The following is a 16,192-nucleotide window of genomic DNA, read 5'->3' as shown; positions in this document are numbered from 1 at the left end:
TGTAAATTTGCGGTTTTTCAGGTAAATCGGGTGGAAAGAGCAGGAGCTTATACTTATCTTCTGCTATAAATAATATTGCATAATGTAACAGGATAAGGTCAAAAACATGAAAAACAATATTCGTTCTTATTTAGATACGCAACCACAAATTGCCGATAGTTGTTATATAGATGATATGGCTGTGGTTATCGGGGATGTAATTTTGCAGGAAGAAGTATCTGTGTGGCCGTTTGCGGTGATTCGCGCAGATGTGAACAGTATGCGTATTGGTGCCAGAAGCAATATTCAGGATCACTGTATGCTGCATGTCAGCCACAAAACAGCAGCCAAACCGGATGGCTCACCATTGGTGATTGGTGAGGATGTTACTATAGGTCATCATGTCAATCTGCATGGCTGTACGATTGGTAACCGGGTGCTGGTGGGGATTAATTCGATTGTTCTGGATGATGCGATTATTGAGGATGATGTGATGATAGGTGCCGGCAGTCTGGTGCCCCCGCGCAAACGTCTGGCGAGCGGTTATCTGTATCTGGGTTCTCCGGTACAGCAAATCCGCCCGTTAACGGAAAAAGAACGTGAATTTCTATTATATTCAGCATCGCATTATGTTAGACTCATGAAGAGTTATTAAGTTAACCCTCTAATTAAAGGACTATATAATGAAAAAATTCTTGTCTTTAAGTTTATTATGCAGCCTGCTGGCGTTGACAGGCTGTGCTGGCGATGGCACAGGTAAAGGGAAAGGGCAAACCCAGGTGTACGGAGAGATCAACACCGGTGTGGAAACGTCACATACCAGTACCAGCCGTTAGACTTCATACCAGTTAATCTGGTATAGATATAGCCCGGAATGGTAGCGGTATTGGGATAAATTAGTGTCGTAAAAAGGATATTTTATCAGTTGTAAAATGCAAAATTCGCATGGATCAATTGTTATCTTGGAAAAGTTAAGCTAGATTATTGAAATAGTTTTTCAAACCAACCTCAAAGGACACACATAATGAAAAAGTTATTAGGAATCGGTGCAGTATTAGCTGCCCTGTTACTGACTGCCTGCGCTGCTACAAATTCTGATACAAAAGCTGCTCCATATAGCGATTTACAGGCAGCAGAAGAATCTAACTAAGCTACAGTGCTTAATCAAGTGGTTGTATTTCTGGACAAATAATTCCGGCAAATACAACCGCTTTTTTGTATGAAGTAAGCAGATAAATGCCAGAACAGAAAAATAACAGATATTAATTCTCAAATAAACTTTTTTGCTTGAGTTTTAAAGGCACTCATAAATATAAGTCTGTAACTTGGCCTTTTCAGTTAAATCAACCTGAACAACTCTATTTCACAATAAATCTTTATTTAATCATATTTCATTCTGACAATGATTTTTAAAATCTGATTTGTCGATATGTCAATATATAGTGATATTAGAAATGTATTGAGTAATAATATATTACATTATGCCAGAAATGTCGTCAGGGTATGCAAATTAATGCCATGATTTTTTAAGATATTTTATCAATCCCTCTTTCGTTGAAAATTCACAGCGTCTATCGGTTTCAAAATCATCGACACAAATAATATTTGATATAGCTCAATTGTCCCCTAAAAAAATAACGCCCTTAAAATACCATCATCTTCTATAAATAAAGGTAATTCAATAAAGCTATAACTGTACGTTATATTTGGCTCTATAGTATCTTTAAGTAAAATGTAAATGTATTTGTCGCCTGTTTTTTATTAGCATATTCAAAAGCACTTACTAGTTCTTCATCACCATATTGATATGTATAAAGTTCGTATGCTTTATTTAATTCTCTATTATTATTTGTTAAAAAATATACCTCTAAATTACGCCTTCCATCTTCAAAGATATTACTCAGAAACATCGCCGTTCCTTTATGGCCTTTATATTCAATATTAATTGGCGGATGAATAATGTTATTATATTTGGGAAATCGATATTCTTCCGGAATAGTATCTAAATCTTCATCAGAATAAGCATAAACATTTTGCAGGGTAAAAACTAAACCTAATAATATAAACAGTACTAGTTTAAATTTCATTGTAATCCCTAAGAAAGAAATAGAATATTTTGCTTTATTTATTTTCTCAAAGTCTGTATATCATTTAGCATAAATCTCAGTCTTATTATTGATTATTTTTTATGTTATCAATATTTTCCTTTGTCTCCTTGATCTGCTTTTTTTACAATTTATCAGAATGTATTACCACTAAACATACCAGTTTTCTCAACCGGAAATTTGAAATCCGCTTCATGGATAATCTGATAATAAGAAAAATATATCTCAAGGTATATTGGTTTTAATATAAAATGTAATTTTATTGAATAAATTTTGTGATATGTCAGTAAAATAGAATTTTTTAGCCTCAGACAATACGCTAGCAAGACTGGAAAAATTAACAGGTTATTGTATTAATATATAAATAAAATAATTTTGAAACGCTGAGTGCTGGTTTATGGTTTCAGCAGATCGCTTAATCACCCTTAATGAGTGATGTAGTTGTGCCGTCCGGATGCACTTCTTGCAGAATAACCCCGCATTGGGCTGATGCAGATGCCGCGATAGCCTCGTAATCTTTACCCGGTTCGGCTACAAAAGTAAGTTTGTTACTCTGGCAGGAGGGCTGATAGGAAATGATTTTGCCATCGTTATGAGTATTATTAACATTGGTCAGACCAATAATGGCATTGGATATGGTAATCGGTACATTAGCGGGAATAGTGAATTCACGGTAGTACAGCTTAGACAAATTATGATTATGTCGTTTCATTGTATCCAAAGTAGCCGTTGCCGGTATACCAATGGTGCTATTACGAGTCAGGCCTAATGATGAAGCGAATGCCCCTCCTAAGGAACCACCGGTTGATTCTTTTACCTCATGTCCCTGAAAACTGTATTTCATATTAGTCGGTTTGCCATTCTGCCCGAAGATACGTATCCGTGCCTGTTGTGCACTATCAACTGAAACATCCTGTGCCATGGCAAAATTCATATTGAAACTTAAGAAAAAACTGATTATCAGGAATTTTCTCAGGCTAAGTCTGGATTTGTTTTTTAAGATAAAAGACATATTGAGTACTTTCTGAATAATTGAGGATAGAAAAATTAAAAATAAAATGATTTATCAGAATAATTAACTGATATTACTACTATATTCAGATAAATAAATATTATTTTTCTACATAATTTTTTCTATAGCTGAAACAATTTCGCCTGATAGCATGATTCGGATTGATATTATGAAGTGTGTAATAAATTGTAATGCTGAGTAGTATGGTTATAGGCTATCAGTTTTCTTGTTCATTTTATATGATTGCTTTGAAATAATAAATTTATTCAGTTTACCTGGTAAAGGAACAGTATTCAGATAAAAATTTTATTAATAGTTTATTGTGTCAGGAATATCCGGCAGTAATTATTGCTGAATAAATTGTCTGATACTGCAGATCAGCATTGATATTAGTATCACAATAATATAAATCTGATACCTACCGGATTGCTGTTTTCCAGTTATTTGCTGCGCAGCACTGGCGGATCATTGTAATCAATAACTGATACCTGAAAAAAGCAGATTTAATTTCAATAAGTGCAAAGAGAATATGCATATTAATATCGGGAAATTCAGATGTAATTTACGATAAATAAATATATAATCCGCATAAATAAACACCATAACGGACACAGTAATTTGTCTCCGTTATGGTGTTTGCTGTTCAGATGAATTATGTCTGGCTGCCGCCCACAGTCAGACCAGCATCAATACGCAGCGTGGGCTGTCCCACACCTACCGGCACGCTTTGCCCGTCTTTACCGCAGATACCTACACCACTGTCCAGACTACTGTTATTGCCTATCATACTAACGTGTTTTAACACTTCCGGACCGCTGCCAATAATGGTGGCTCCTTTTACTGGATATTGCAGCTTACCGTTTTCAACCCACCAGGCTTCCGAAGCACTGAATACAAATTTACCACTGGTAATATCTACCTGTCCGCCGCCAAAATTAACTGCATACAAGCCCTTATCGACCGAAGCAATAATCTCTTCCGGATTAAGCTGGCCGTTTTCCATATAAGTATTGGTCATGCGCGGCATCGGTGCTGAGGCGTAATTTTCACGCCGGCCATTACCGGTCACGGGGACACCCATTAAACGTGCATTGGTTTCATCCTGCAAATAGCCGCATAAAATACCATCTTCAATCAGTACCGTACGCTGTGTAGTATTGCCCTCATCATCAATATTCAGCGAACCACGGCGTTCGGCAATATTACCCTGATCAACAACAGTCACACCTTTAGCCGCTACGCGTTCACCCAGACGGCCGGCAAACGCACTGGTTTCTTTGCGGTTAAAATCACCTTCCAGACCATGACCTACCGCTTCATGTAACAATACACCCGGCCATCCACTGCCCAGTACTACCGTCATTTGACCAGCAGGTGCCGGACGGGCTTCCAGATTGGTCAGTGCCTGAGCAACGGCTGTATCTATATATGATTTCAGCATGGCTTCATCAAAATAACCCAGATCAAAGCGGCCGCCACCGCCACTGCTGCCCTGCTCGCGCCTTTCCCCCTGTTTGGCAATCACAGTAACAGATAAACGGACAAGCGGGCGGATATCAGTGTGTATCCGGCCGTCCAGTCGCGCCAGATAAATCAGTTCATGCTCGCATACCAGCCCGGCCATTACCTGCACAATACGCGGATCAGCAGCTTTTGCCAGTGTCTCCACACGCTGTAATAAGGCTACTTTCTCTCCGGCATCCAGACTGAGCATCGGATTAGCCATTGCATACAGCGGTTTGACTGACGGCAGAGAAGTTAGTCCCACTGAGCGCTGCTGACCGGCCTGACCAATTGCCCGTACAGCCTGTGCTGCATCTGTTAATGCCTGCACATTCAGATTGTCGGCGTAAGCAAATGCAGTTTTTTCACCACTTACCGCACGAACACCGACGCCCTGCTCAATCTGAAAACTGCCTGATTTGACCATGCCTTCTTCCAGATGCCAGCTTTCATAGGTACTGCGCTGGCAGTAAATATCAGCATAATCAATATGGTGTGCTCCCATTAGCGAGAGTGCACGGGTAAAATCAGCTACAGCCAGTTCGTTGTCGGCCAGTAGCTGTTGGTGAACAAGTTGCGCGGTTTGAGTAGAGATAGGCATGAGCTGTCAAAAATTAAGTTGTGACAAAAACACAGACAGAGAAAGGTTTAATCAGAAAAGCAAATTGTGGGCAATTATACCGAAAACAAGCTTTGTCCGGGCGAATGCAGGAATACTTATTATACGCAGATCTTGTGTTGGAATAGAGACCGGAAAAACAAATTGTAAAAATTACCAAATTGTTATTGATAATAATTCTCATTATATTATAATGTGACTCACCAGTTAGTTAGAGATAGTTAACCGGTAATGACCTCAAACATCTTTTATCTAAATCTACTTTCAGGAGCGGCGTAACGATTAGCGTTAAATTTTTGCATCAAAACTCAAAAACCGAAAACACTTAACCCACTGAAATATCAGTGGGTTAAGTGTTTATAATAAGCTGATATTAGATTTCATTGTGGCTGTTGTAGCCCTGTGGATTGAGCTGTTGCCAGTGCCATGCATCAGCCATCATATTGGTCAAACTGCGCTGAGCTGTCCAACCTAGTTGTTCGGCTGCGCGTTCAGGATTGGCATAGCACACAGCAATATCTCCTGCCCGGCGCGGGACAATCTGATAAGGAATTTTTTTGCCGCTGGCCTGTTCAAACGCATGTATGATTTCCAATACCGAATAACCCTGCCCTGTACCCAAATTATAAATATGTACACCGGGCTGATTATTGGTAATGCGCATGGCATTTAAGTGGCCGTCAGCCAGATCCATTACATGAATATAATCACGGACACCAGTACCATCGGCAGTAGGATAATCGTTACCAAATACCGATAGCTGTGTCAGCTTGCCAACAGCTACCTGACAGATATACGGTAATAAATTATTCGGAATGCCATTCGGATCTTCACCAATCAATCCGGATTCATGCGCGCCCACCGGATTGAAATAACGCAGTAATGTCATACTCCAGCGCGCATCTGCTGCCTGTATATCCGTTAACATCCGCTCTACCATATATTTGGATGTTCCGTACGGATTGGTGGTTCCGCCGGTAGCCGCGTTTTCATCAATCGGAACCGAAGCCGGTGTACCGTAAACTGTAGCTGAGGAACTGAAAACCAGATTGAAAATACCTGCTTTGGCCATTTCTTCAACCAGAATCAGGCTGCCACTGACATTATTATCATAATATTTCAGCGGCTCCCGTACACTTTCACCGACTGCTTTTAAGCCGGCAAAGTGCAGCACATGCTCAATACTGTGCTGTTTGAATACCTGTTGCAGCAGCGTACGGTCGCGAATATCGCCCTGATAAAAAGTTACCTCTTTACCGGTAATCTGTTTTAAACGCTCGAGTACCACTGGCGATGCATTACACAGATTATCAATAATAATCACATTGTAGCCGGCATTAAGTAATTGTACAGTCGTGTGAGAGCCAATAAAGCCGGCACCACCTGTTACCAGAATAGCCATAAATTATCCGTAATAATTTTTCATCGAAATACAACAAATAACCGGTATGTAAACAACCAGAAATCCATAAGTATATCTTGTTTATAATCATAGTTAAGTTGACGCGGGGTAGAAGATACACTAAAAAAACCGGCATCTGCTGTATCTTTACAACAGTAAAGTACTGAGCTGCACAGATGAGGTAGCACAACAAAAAATATCCGGTACCTCTGACAAAAGTTATTTCTGTTCAAACGGCAATAACTGAACTGGACAGGAGTGATAAAACAGAAATCTGATAGAAATATGACTTGAAATACAGCGGCAAATAAAACCAGATAAACCATTATGCAGATATAGCAGATAAAAAATCAGATTGAATATTTGCTGAAAACCGGCTACTGATAAATATATAACTAATTAATAAATTGAAAGTTTATATTTATTATTTAATAATATACATTTTAAAAACTAAAATAACTTTTTTGATTTTAACAATGTTCTTCATAATCGGAAGATTGAGACTTTAATATTTGTGCATGATATTGCGGCTGTTAATAAGCAAGTTAAGGATAAGTCATTTTTCTATCGGTTAACTCTTAATGCTCATCATTATTCTGAAAAAGATACACAAAGTGAAAATAACTATAATTGTAAACAGCCTTTAATTAAAGACCGGCAAAATGTCTGTCTCAATTTAAATCTGCAGAATCAGTTTTTTAGATTATAGCTAGCGAAATCAACACTAGTGCTTTTAAAGATATACAGAAATTGTGGTACAAGCCGATCATAGCCCGCCTGCGTCTGTTGTATTAGATGAATTTAAAGATAGCTTTAAACCAGATTCGGCACCATTTATACACTTCGGATAAATTAAGCAATTTGTAAATAGCAGGATCGGTCTATATTATTTGACCGATTTTTATATCAATGTTGTATTTAAACTAGTTTAACAGTATAGTATGCAAATATTATGAATACCAAATATCAGTTTGTGATTATTAAATTAGCATTTTGTATTTAGTCATCTACTTAATAATATGGAGTATTTAATTATGCAGATGTATATGAAAAGAATAATATTTTTAATAACCTCGTTGTTGATGATTTTTTTACTAAGTTCTTGTTCTAATTTATTAGACCGATATTTTTTATTTTAATAATATCAAATATTTAATTAGTTGACTGTATATGAAAAAAATAATATTTTTAATAACCTCGTTGCTGCTGGCTTTTTTACTAAGTTCTTGTGCTAAACACTACAAAAGGGTAAGTACAGCTGACTACCAGTTAATAAATAGTTCTGACGCCAAGGAATCTTTACATGTCAGTTTACAAATTGATGATTTTTATAATCCTTATTTAACTCATGCAGAAAATGAAGATATTAAACAAAAATTTCCGAAAAAGAATATTAAAATAATAGCAAATTATGAGCCTATAATTGATAAAACAGGCTCCATCATCAAAAAAAAGGAACAAATTAGCGCACCACAATTTTTATCATTAAGGGATATTTTGGGAATTGATAATAAGACTACTGTGTATAACAAAATAAATCAATATGCATTTGCGACAAATTTAAAAGTTAATAAAGATAATCAAATTATAAATTTTGATATTCCTAAACCTACTAAAAATAACAAGCAAGAATATGTTCTTGAAGGTATTTATCTTCATTATCCAGATTTTCAATTATCGTCAGGTTATAATTTTGGTATAAATGAATCGGATAAATATTTCCCAATTTTTAAAAATAAAATTGATATTAATAAATTGAATGGTTCTGTAAATAGATATAATTACTGGGAACGATTATATCTTGATATACTAACCGATGAGTTTTTTAGCTCAAAATATGAGCCTCCAAAGTTCATCAAAAAAAACTATTTAGTCAGAAATATTGTCTTAAATACCAGCGTTTGGTTTTCAAATGATAAACCAATTGAAAAGGAAGTATTAAGTAATGAAGAAAAAGGTGATTTATTTGATGAAATGACTATCTCCATGTATGATGGGCCAGGATTTGTAAATATAGTTTTTCCTGACTCAAAATTAAGTTGGTCTGATATTGAAGATAAAACAATTGGTTCTTATGTTAAAGGCAAAACATTTGAAGTTTTACAACTTTATGGACGACTTTTAAAGCATTCAAAGAGGAACCACGACGGACGACATGGAAATTGGGTAAAGCAAAAAGGGGATTTGGTATATATTGACCAAAAATATGTGGATAAAAAAGGTTGTGAATTTCATTATCGAATAGTTTTTGAAAAAGATAATCAACCTAGGAGATATATTTTACACTCATATAAAAGGTCTGAATTAAATAATAAAAAACTTACAATATTTTCTAATAAAACTTATATATCACAAGAAAATTTGAACTTCTTTGAAAAAACAAAGCAGCGAAAAAAAGAATCCTTTGACTATAGCTTGAGACAAATTCCTGTATTTTATAAAAATTCGGATAAAGAATTTCGTGATGAACTCATACTTGAAAATCAAGACTCAGCACAAGCATGTATGAGGGAAATAGATCATATGAAAAGATTGATGACAATGCCAAAAGAAGATTTAATGCAAGAATTTGAGCAATACAAAAAAATCATCAATAAAGAAAACTCGAAACAACGCTAATATAGCTGCATATTAATACAAATAAAGTAAATATATGGGTATTTCATCAAAATTTAATGAATATTACGATTCAGGTTACAGTTTGATTGGGCTGATAAATTAATATATTAGTAAATTACTTACCCTACTGGAGATGATTAATTTTATAATATAGTCTTATTTAATTTTTTATTACTTTTATTTTAACCACAAAAACAGCTCTGGCTCTGGTCAGAATATTTGTATTCGTTTTATTAATTTTTATTAAAAACATATGTGCTGAAAAAATCATTAAAACAATGTATACTGAAACTGTATGTAATGATAATTTCAATTATTTATCAGTTAATGCTTCTCTAAGTAGATTGAATCTGAATATTTACAGTTAAGTTATGGTTAATAAACCTTGCCAGTATGATTAACATACTAAATCAATGAAAAATTTTATCGAAATATTAAACCAAAAAGATATTAACTATACAGTTGAAAATGAGATTATCCGCATAGCGGATAATCTGTGCTTTTATCAAAATCCACTTAAATCACTGCCGGATAATTTAATTATTGAAGGTGATCTGGATATCTCCCAAACAAAAATCAGCCAGTTACCGGATAATCTGATTGTCTGCGGTAATTTGGATATCTCCCATACTAAAATCAGTAAACTGCCGGAAAATATGATTTTTCGCGGGGATCTGAATATATCCGGTACACAAATCAGAGTGTTACCGGAAAATCTGGTGGTTCAGGGCAAACTTAACGCCTCTCGTACCGCAATACAAGTTTTACCGGAAACGCTAATTGTTGGTGGTGCGCTGAATTTATCCTCTAGCAATATTCAGTTGCTTCCAGAAAATCTGACAATAAACGGTAATTTATATTTACAGAATAGTTGTATACTGGAATTACCGGAAAATTTAGTTATTACCGGGGATCTGGATGCCTCTTCAACCAGAATAACCCGATTACCGGAAAAATTTACGATAAAAGGCAGTCTTTGTCTGGAAAAAAGCGGTATCAATACTCTGCCTGCTAATCTGCATATAACCGGCGATCTTGATTTGGGTTATACCCCTATCACAAAGTTACCTGAAAATCTGAAAGTAGATGGTAGTCTGATTCTGGGATCTTCCAAAATTAAGAAATTACCAAAGGATATTCAGGTTAAAGCTAATCTGGACTTAAGTTTTACAGAAATCAGAAAATTACCGGATAATCTGACGGTGAACGGTAATCTGGGTTTGTCAGGAACAAAAATTAAAAAGTTACCGGATAATTTAGTTGTAAATGGTTGTTTAGCATTGGGAGGACGCAAAACAATAATCAATCAATTACTTAAAAATTTTAGGGCAACATGCACTAGTCTGGATTTGTGCTGTAATAAAATCAAGAAAATACCAGAGAATTTAAAAATCCAATCCAATCTGTATTTGAATGATTGTAAAATCAAAAAATTCCCCAAAAAAATGAATATAAATGGAAATTTGAATCTGAATGACGCAAAAATTAAAAAATTGCCCGAAAATCTGCATGTTGGTGGCGATTTATCTCTTTTGCTGGCACCGATTAAAAAACTACCTAAAAAACTTTCAGTAGGAGGTGAGCTGTATTTATGGGGTTGCCGAGTTAAAAAAATTCCCAGTCATGTTAATGTAGTCAATGGGCTGGATTTAACTTCGACTAAAGTAAAAAAATTACCTCAGAATCTTACCGAGATAAAAAAACTGGCAATAGAGGAAACTAAAATTAACCGTTTGCCAGATAAGCTCAATGTTGAGGATTATCTGGATCTGAGAAATAGCCGAATTAAAAAAATACCTAAAAAATTACAGGTTGGTAATACATTGCTGTTAAGTAATACCCGGATTAAAAAGCTACCGAATAACCTGAAACTTAATCATGGTATAAACCTGAAAAAAACTTCAATCAGATATTTGCCCGAAAATCTGGAGCTCAAATGGTTAAGCCTTGATCTTAAAAAGATTAAAAATATTGCTTACCGGAAAAATTGTACAGCTAAAAGAAAAACTATCTTTGCAGCTTATTTGAATGGCGAATATAAAATTTTTCAGAATGAATACCTGGTTGGTAACCTGCAAGAGTATGAGCAATTTGTTAACCAGAGATTTATTGATCCGCAGGCTGGTAAGCTTAAACAGGCAGCCAAGGATTGCGTAGAGCAATTGCAGAGAAAACTCAGCACTAATAAAATTTAATATATTGAATACTGGGTGACAATAAAACCAGACCGGATAAAGTCAAAGTACTTATTCAGCTTTGTAACTTTTTAATTATAAATAGATATTTATATCGAAAATATATACTGAAACTGCATGATATTAATACCAGCCTTCTGGAAATGTATGCAGCGCAGTTATTTCCCTTAATTTTTACCCGTATGCTTACATACTAAATCAATGAAAAAATTTATCGAAATATTAAACCAAAAAAATATTAAATATACAGTTGAAAATGACATTATTCGGGTACTGAATAATCTGTGCTTTTATAAAACTCGCCTTAAATCACTACCTGATAATTTAATTATTAAAGGCAATCTGGATATTTCTGAAACAAAAATCAGAAATTTACCGGATAATCTGATTGTCTATGGGGATCTGAATCTATCCGGTACAGAAATCAGTATATTACCGGACAATCTGGTGGTTCATGGACAACTGAATGCCTCTTATACCAAAATAATTACATTACCGGAAAAGCTCATTATAGGCGGTGAGCTGGATTTATCCTTTAGTTATATTCAGTCGCTACCAGACAATTTAATGATAGACGGCAATTTATATTTACAGAATACTTATATAGTGAAGTTGCCAGAAAATTTGACTGTTGCCGGGGATTTAGATGTCTCTTCAACCAGAATTACCAGATTACCGGAAAGGTTTAATATAAAAGGTAGTCTTAATTTGGGAAGTTGCGCTATCAGTACCTTGCCCGCTAATCTGCATATAACCGGCGATCTTAATGTAAATAGTACTCATATTATCAAGTTACCTGAAAACCTGAGAGTGGAAGGTAGTTTAAATCTAAGTCATCTAAAAATTAGGAAATTACCAATGGATATTCAGGTAAAAGATAATTTGAAACTATGGTATTCAGAAATTAAAAAAATACCAAAAAATCTTAAAGTTAACGGCGATCTGGATTTAGCAGAAACAAAAATCAAAAAATTGCCAAAAAATTTAAAAGTAAAAGGCTGTTTGATATTAAAATCAAATAAAATCAATAAATTACTTAAAAATTTTAAAGGTACTTGCTCTAGCCTGGATCTGAGTAATAATAAAATTAAGAAAATACCAGAGAATTTAAAAATAAAATCTAATCTGTATCTGAATAACTGCGAAATCAAAAAATTACCAAATAATATGCGTATAAACGGAAATCTCAGTTTGTCTGAGGCGACAATTAAAAAATTGCCTGAAAATCTGCGTGTTGGTGGTCAATTATCTGTTGATTATACATTGATTAAAAAATTACCTAAAAGTCTTTCTGTGAGAGGTGAGTTAAACGTGTGGGGTACCAAAATTAAAAAAATTCCCAACCATTTTAATGTGGTTAATGGGTTAAATTTAACTCGCACTAAGGTAAAAAAACTACCTGAAAATTTTACTCAGATAAAAAATTTATTTATAAATGTAACTAAAATTGCTCACTTACCGGATACGCTTTATGTTCAGGATTGCCTGGAGTTAAGCTATAGCCGAATTAACAAGTTACCCCAAAATTTGCAGGTCGGTAAAAAACTGTTGTTAAATAATACCAAAATTAAAAAATTACCCGATAATCTGAAACTTGAAGAAGGCATCAACCTGAAAAAAACTCAAATCAGATATATGCCGGAAAATCTGGAGCTTAAATGGTTAAGTCTTGATCTAAAAAAGATTAAAAATATTGCTTACCGGAAAAATTGTACAGCTAAAAGAAAAACTATCTTTGCAGCTTATTTGAATGGTGAATATAAAATTTTTCAGGATAAATTCCTGATTGGTAATCTGAAAGAGTATGAGCGATTTGTTAACCAGAGATTCATTGACCCGCAGGCAGGTAAGCTTAAACAGGCAGCCAGAGATTGCGTAGAGGAATTGCAGAAAAAAATCAGAATTAATTAAATTTAATGTACAAAGAGCCGGCCGACAGCTGCAAATATGCTGAATTTATCAGTATGAGACACAGACATATTTAGCCGGCACCCGTATTTTAAATTTTATCATTAGCATATAAAAAATATTAATTTAATATTAAATAAAATTCTTTACCGAAAGTAAATTTTAATTCTAGATCAATATACAACTCATGTAAAAATTATAGTTATTTGCATATTATCAAATTTATTTTTTGCAAATTTTCCCTAACGATGATAACAGTCTTCAACATGATTACTTATAGAACAATTTTTATAGATATTGCATAATTTTGTCACTTCACAAAATGTATGTACGTTGAATCACCACGATCAGAAAATTTTTTTTGAGACTATTTCCAATTTTCTGACAATATTTACCACATTTGTTACAAAGAAATGAACTAAGAATTTTAATCTTTCATGAAATTCATTATCCCTTTATCTTTATATATCTGCATAAAGGGGTAATAAACCTAATTCATGTAACTTAGTATCGACACGATTTACCGCTTTAATATCATCTGTATTTTTCTCATCAAAAAAGTGTGGTAGAGTAACAACCAACGATCCAGCTCCATGTCCTTCATGATCTGTGGGGCTAATCACATCAAACGCCTGTGGAACCATATTATGGGATAACTGAACTTTAGGTAAGTAAATCATCCATGCAGCCGAAAGCCTATCTGGAAAAACTTTTTTCTCAGGTGTATAATTATTATTTACCATAATATATGCGCCATCAAATTGCTCAGATAAAGCAAGACAAAATTTTTGAATATTATTTAAATCTATTTCTGATAAAAGAATATCATAATCCAACCTGATCTTAACCTTAAATGGTTGTCCACAAGTTTGTTCATATATACTATACACTAATGCGGCCCCCTCTGTTTTTTTATCCCAGATAGCTAAGCAAAAATGTCTTTTGTCTTTATGATATTCTTGTGTTAATTTTTTTAAACCAATTTCTGTAATACCATCTTTGTCAAACACCTTATGAATCGATGATTTTTTTTTCGATGAGCTACATAAATACCAATCTTGTTCTCTGTATAGATATTGGTATTGGATTTTTAAAATGTTATTAACATGCTCTATACATGTTATAAGCGATAAATACTTTTTAGGGTAAAAAAAGATATCAAAAATTAAATTTTTTTCATAATTAATGATCTATGTTATTTTAATTTTAATAGTCGGATATAAATTGTGTATAAATTAGGGTAATTTTCTTTATTATTAGAAAATAACGGTATCCCTTTTTAGTAACCCACAACCAACAGTATTGAGCAAGGTAATTTTGTCTACATAATTTATCTTGCTTTTTTTCTTACAACATTATTTTTTGATAATTTTTAATAGTCCATGGTAACAATTCCAGTATTAAATTAATTTATGCAAATAAATGATCATAACGCACTTTAGTTTCTAAAAAAAGACAAAATCTAGGTAACTCCCATCAAACTCTACTGGTGGATTACCTGATTCTTTAAAATACATCCATTCAGTATATTATTTTTGCTATCCCAATTCAAACTTCTAATTGCTGATTGATAATCTAGCGATAATAGGCTCATACTACGAAATATGTTTTTCCTTTGTATTCATTTAAATCTATCTGGCGGGTAATTACAGTTGTTTCGGCCATGTTGCTAATTTTGCTATCACTGCTATTGCCACTGTTCTAAATGCCACTTTATCTTGTTCCGATACGTGCATATGCTTCTCCAAGCCCGGTTGATTGTGCATGTAATTCTCTCTTAATAATTTCAACAATAGAACCATAGCTACTATATTTGAATAACTTACAGATAAACTATTTCAAAAGCTAAAGCTAATGAGTATAAACAGATGGCCAGAGATTGCACAGCGCAGTTAAAGCAAAAGCTGTCTCTTGAATAATCATGACAGTTTTATCAGAGATTATTAATTAATAGCAGGAGACAGAAATTATGTTTTGATATTTATTGTAAAATTATTAAGTGATAAAATGCTAATTAGTTGCTATAGTTCCTGGAATATTTTACGTTATTGTTTTTTTTGTTTTCAATTTATAGAACTGATTAACAATTATTTTACGGATAGTTATGAATAAGAGCATTATGAATATTTATAAATTGGTTCAGTGGTTTGTAATAATTGTTTTAGCTTATTTTATTATCTGTAATGTCATTATTCATCTCTATGCCCGGCAAAAAGCAGCAGACAATGCTGATACTATGGTTATCTTAGGTGCTCAGGTAATGGGTAATCCTGCAGTACCTCATCCTGTTTTAAAAGGGCGTTTAGATAAAGCTCTGGTTTATTTGAAAAATAACCCTAATACCAAAGTTGTTGTTTGCGGAGGACAAGGAGAAGGGGAGCCGGCAACAGAAGCAAGTGTTATGGCAGGTTATTTAATTGATAACGGGATTGATGCCTCAAGGGTTTATCTTGAAGATAAATCAACACGTACTGCTCAGCAGTTTGTTTATGCGAATAAAGTGTTACCGTTAGGTAAAACCGTGGTAGTTACCAATGATTTTCACTTATTGCGTTCTATTATGCTGGCTAAAAGATCAGGAGTAAAAGATGTATCCGGCTTATCTGCACCTTTAAGTTTCAGAAATTACAGGAACTACATTTCTCTTATTAGAGAACCATTAGCTCTAATTAATTCATGGTTGTTCGATCATCCTCTGAATAATGATAATTAGTATACGGATAATTGAAACATTGAGAATACTGGGTGGATGAAAGTCAGTTTATAGTATTGAATTAGAATAGATACGGTTATTAACCGGTATAACTATCAGCTATTTTAGGGATATTAAGACGGAAATAATGTTGAAGT

The 16,192-nt window shown here is 34.2% G+C and carries 12 protein-coding genes; 7 read left to right on the top strand and 5 right to left on the bottom strand.

Going from position 1 to position 16,192, the window contains the following annotated elements:
* The first annotated feature begins 106 nt into the window (after window positions 1-106).
* From GY065_RS12445 to GY065_RS13440, 3 genes are all read left to right on the top strand, one after another.
* A complete protein-coding gene (locus GY065_RS12445) occupies window positions 107-634 on the top strand; it encodes a gamma carbonic anhydrase family protein (protein ID WP_041879749.1) in 528 nt (175 codons plus the stop codon).
* 40 nt (window positions 635-674) lie between these two features.
* Window positions 675-815 carry a hypothetical protein gene (locus tag GY065_RS12440; RefSeq protein WP_174834208.1) on the top strand — a complete coding sequence of 47 codons (141 nt, stop codon included), beginning with the start codon at window positions 675-677 and terminating at the stop codon, window positions 813-815.
* Between the two features lie 188 nt (window positions 816-1,003).
* Entirely contained in the window at window positions 1,004-1,129 is a 126-nt protein-coding gene (locus GY065_RS13440) for a hypothetical protein (protein WP_255518382.1), read from the top strand.
* A 562-nt stretch (window positions 1,130-1,691) separates the two neighbouring features.
* Here GY065_RS13440 and GY065_RS12435 read toward each other — a convergent pair.
* The 4 genes from GY065_RS12435 to galE all read right to left on the bottom strand — a co-directional run bounded on the left by GY065_RS12435 (window position 1,692) and on the right by galE (window position 6,620).
* Window positions 1,692-2,066 carry a hypothetical protein gene (locus tag GY065_RS12435; RefSeq protein WP_174834345.1) on the bottom strand — a complete coding sequence of 125 codons (375 nt, stop codon included), beginning with the start codon at window positions 2,064-2,066 and terminating at the stop codon, window positions 1,692-1,694.
* 433 nt (window positions 2,067-2,499) lie between these two features.
* On the bottom strand, window positions 2,500-3,006 hold the full coding sequence (locus tag GY065_RS12430; RefSeq protein WP_174834344.1) for a hypothetical protein: 507 nt from the start codon (window positions 3,004-3,006) through the stop codon (window positions 2,500-2,502).
* 742 nt (window positions 3,007-3,748) lie between these two features.
* Entirely contained in the window at window positions 3,749-5,200 is a 1,452-nt protein-coding gene (gene tldD / locus GY065_RS12425; protein WP_174834343.1) for a metalloprotease TldD, read from the bottom strand.
* Between the two features lie 391 nt (window positions 5,201-5,591).
* The gene (gene galE / locus GY065_RS12420) at window positions 5,592-6,620 is read right to left on the bottom strand and encodes a UDP-glucose 4-epimerase GalE (RefSeq protein WP_174834342.1); all 1,029 of its coding nucleotides are present in this window, start codon (window positions 6,618-6,620) and stop codon (window positions 5,592-5,594) included.
* Window positions 6,621-7,790: 1,170 nt separating this feature from the next.
* Between galE and GY065_RS12415 the strand changes: the two genes are divergently transcribed.
* The 3 genes from GY065_RS12415 to GY065_RS12405 all read left to right on the top strand — a co-directional run bounded on the left by GY065_RS12415 (window position 7,791) and on the right by GY065_RS12405 (window position 13,345).
* Window positions 7,791-9,239: a hypothetical protein gene (locus tag GY065_RS12415; protein WP_174834341.1), complete on the top strand. Its 1,449-nt coding sequence runs from the start codon at window positions 7,791-7,793 to the stop codon at window positions 9,237-9,239.
* A 413-nt stretch (window positions 9,240-9,652) separates the two neighbouring features.
* Window positions 9,653-11,434 carry a hypothetical protein gene (locus GY065_RS12410; protein WP_174834340.1) on the top strand — a complete coding sequence of 594 codons (1,782 nt, stop codon included), beginning with the start codon at window positions 9,653-9,655 and terminating at the stop codon, window positions 11,432-11,434.
* 201 nt (window positions 11,435-11,635) lie between these two features.
* A complete protein-coding gene (locus tag GY065_RS12405) occupies window positions 11,636-13,345 on the top strand; it encodes a hypothetical protein (protein ID WP_174834339.1) in 1,710 nt (569 codons plus the stop codon).
* A 458-nt stretch (window positions 13,346-13,803) separates the two neighbouring features.
* Here GY065_RS12405 and GY065_RS13310 read toward each other — a convergent pair whose 3' ends face one another.
* Entirely contained in the window at window positions 13,804-14,352 is a 549-nt protein-coding gene (locus GY065_RS13310) for an Imm52 family immunity protein (RefSeq protein ID WP_174834337.1), read from the bottom strand.
* Between the two features lie 1,094 nt (window positions 14,353-15,446).
* Here GY065_RS13310 and GY065_RS12395 point away from each other — a divergent pair.
* A complete protein-coding gene (locus GY065_RS12395) occupies window positions 15,447-16,055 on the top strand; it encodes a YdcF family protein (protein ID WP_174834336.1) in 609 nt (202 codons plus the stop codon).
* Window positions 16,056-16,192 lie beyond the last annotated feature (137 nt).

It is taken from the genome of Snodgrassella sp. ESL0323 (genome assembly GCF_013346865.1).
GTDB classification, from domain to species: domain Bacteria; phylum Pseudomonadota; class Gammaproteobacteria; order Burkholderiales; family Neisseriaceae; genus Snodgrassella; species Snodgrassella alvi.
Note: the sequence above shows the minus strand (reverse complement) of the source record. Positions and strands in the feature narration are given on the sequence as shown.

Coding starts and splice junctions, on each gene's coding strand:
- GY065_RS12410 (WP_174834340.1), top strand. CDS start 9,653: ATGAAAAATTTTATCGAAATATTAAACCAAAAAGATATTAACTATACA.
- GY065_RS12415 (WP_174834341.1), top strand. CDS start 7,791: ATGAAAAAAATAATATTTTTAATAACCTCGTTGCTGCTGGCTTTTTTA.
- GY065_RS12405 (WP_174834339.1), top strand. CDS start 11,636: ATGAAAAAATTTATCGAAATATTAAACCAAAAAAATATTAAATATACA.
- tldD (WP_174834343.1), bottom strand. CDS start 5,200: ATGCCTATCTCTACTCAAACCGCGCAACTTGTTCACCAACAGCTACTG.
- GY065_RS12395 (WP_174834336.1), top strand. CDS start 15,447: ATGAATAAGAGCATTATGAATATTTATAAATTGGTTCAGTGGTTTGTA.
- galE (WP_174834342.1), bottom strand. CDS start 6,620: ATGGCTATTCTGGTAACAGGTGGTGCCGGCTTTATTGGCTCTCACACG.
- GY065_RS12435 (WP_174834345.1), bottom strand. CDS start 2,066: ATGAAATTTAAACTAGTACTGTTTATATTATTAGGTTTAGTTTTTACC.
- GY065_RS13440 (WP_255518382.1), top strand. CDS start 1,004: ATGAAAAAGTTATTAGGAATCGGTGCAGTATTAGCTGCCCTGTTACTG.
- GY065_RS12445 (WP_041879749.1), top strand. CDS start 107: ATGAAAAACAATATTCGTTCTTATTTAGATACGCAACCACAAATTGCC.
- GY065_RS12430 (WP_174834344.1), bottom strand. CDS start 3,006: ATGGCACAGGATGTTTCAGTTGATAGTGCACAACAGGCACGGATACGT.